1 protein-coding gene is annotated in these 1,654 nt (G+C 41.8%); it reads left to right on the forward strand.

Translation table 11 applies throughout. The features are described 5' to 3' along the window. Positions 1-2 precede the first annotated feature (2 nt). Positions 3-1,007, forward strand: coding sequence for an MJ1255/VC2487 family glycosyltransferase (locus tag R7O12_RS24185; protein WP_318126577.1), 1,005 nt, complete (start codon positions 3-5; stop codon positions 1,005-1,007). Positions 1,008-1,654 lie beyond the last annotated feature (647 nt).

Genomic DNA, 1,654 nt, shown 5'->3' on the forward strand with positions numbered 1-1,654 from the left:
ATATCGCACGTGCTCGTGCAATGAGCAAGGCATTTGAATCGCACGATGTGCAGGTCGACTTTCTTTTTTCTGGGCGAGCACCGGAGAAATACTTTTCAATGGAAGCGTTTGGCGATTATCAGACTCGTCGCGGTTTTACGTTTGTGACGGAAAAAGGCTCGGTCAATTACGCCAAAACGGCCTTGAACAACAATTTGATTCATTTTTTCAAAGAAGTGAACCAACTCAACCTGGCGCCTTATGATTTAATCATCAACGACTTTGAACCCGTCACGGCTTGGGCAGCTCGTCAACAAAATAAGCCGTGTATCGGTATCAGTCACCAAAATGCGTTTCGTTATCCAGTGCCTCTGAAGGGGGCGAGCTGGCTGGATAAATCAGTACTTGAGTATTTTGCTCCATCTCAACATCAGCTTGGATTGCACTGGTATCACTTTGACCAGCCGTTGCTACCGCCCATCGTTCACACTTTGGATAACCAAGCGGATAACGATGATTTCGTGTTGGTGTATTTACCGTTTGAGTCGATTGAGGACATCTGCGACTTGTTGTTCCACTTTAATCAGCAGACGTTTATTTGTTATCACCCCGACGTGATAGAAGTAGAGAAAGTGGAGAACATAGAATTGCGTCCGCTGTGCCATACCAACTTTCAGCACCATCTACATCGTTGCTGTGGGGTCATCGCCAATGGCGGTTTTGAACTGCCTTCAGAAGCACTTTCTCTTGGCAAAAAACTGCTAATGAAACCACTGGCAGGACAATTTGAACAGCAGAGCAACGTAGCCACACTTGAAGATCTTGGGTTAGCCACTGCAATGGACAGTTTAGACATTTCTACCGTACGTCAGTGGCTCAAAGAGCAGCAAGCTGAGAGTGTTAAATACCCCGACGTTGCACAAGCCATCGTGAATTGGGTTTTACAAGGGGCGTGGGATTCGCAAGAAGAACTCTCCAAACAGTTGTGGGAGCAGGTGGATTTTCCGAGCTATGTATCCAATATCTAAGTTTGTTTGCTCGGATTGTTTGTGGCAAACACATAATAACTATTAACTACCTATTATTACGTTTCTTCCAACATTCCTACATGGTACTTGATGCAGCTTTTCGATTTCGAAGGGCTGCATTTTTATTCCCTCTCGTTCATTTCTATTCATTGTTTAATTGCAGATTATTTGACTGATACGCGCAAATTTACGCCAAAGACATAGGCTGTGTTTTTTGGTCTGCTGGTTATTAATAGGTGAGGTAAATGTGTTTCGATGTTTGTTCTTAGTCTTATCAATTTGCTAAATACATACTCAAAGAGTGTGGTTTTAGTTGTTTTATAGTTTTTTATGTTTTTCTCAATTGGTTGATTTTAAATGATTAAATACCTAAGTGGCTAAAATTTAGTGATTAAATATCAATCTAGTTGCTAAACCCCAATCGATTAGTTGATAGTACGCTTCGAGCCGGAAGTATCCGGACGATAAATATAATAAAAATTAGGTTTCTATTCGTAAAAATGATTCGAATCCAGCCGCCGTCTTTTGTGCGAGATGGGATTCTATTCGTTATGAATTCATTGAAACAATTTGACGATTACAAAAGAGGCGCACTCAATGTTAGAGAAGAAAGACGCGATGAGCGCAATTGCTAGCTACCGTATGGA

Source organism: Vibrio sp. Vb1574 (assembly GCF_033338675.1).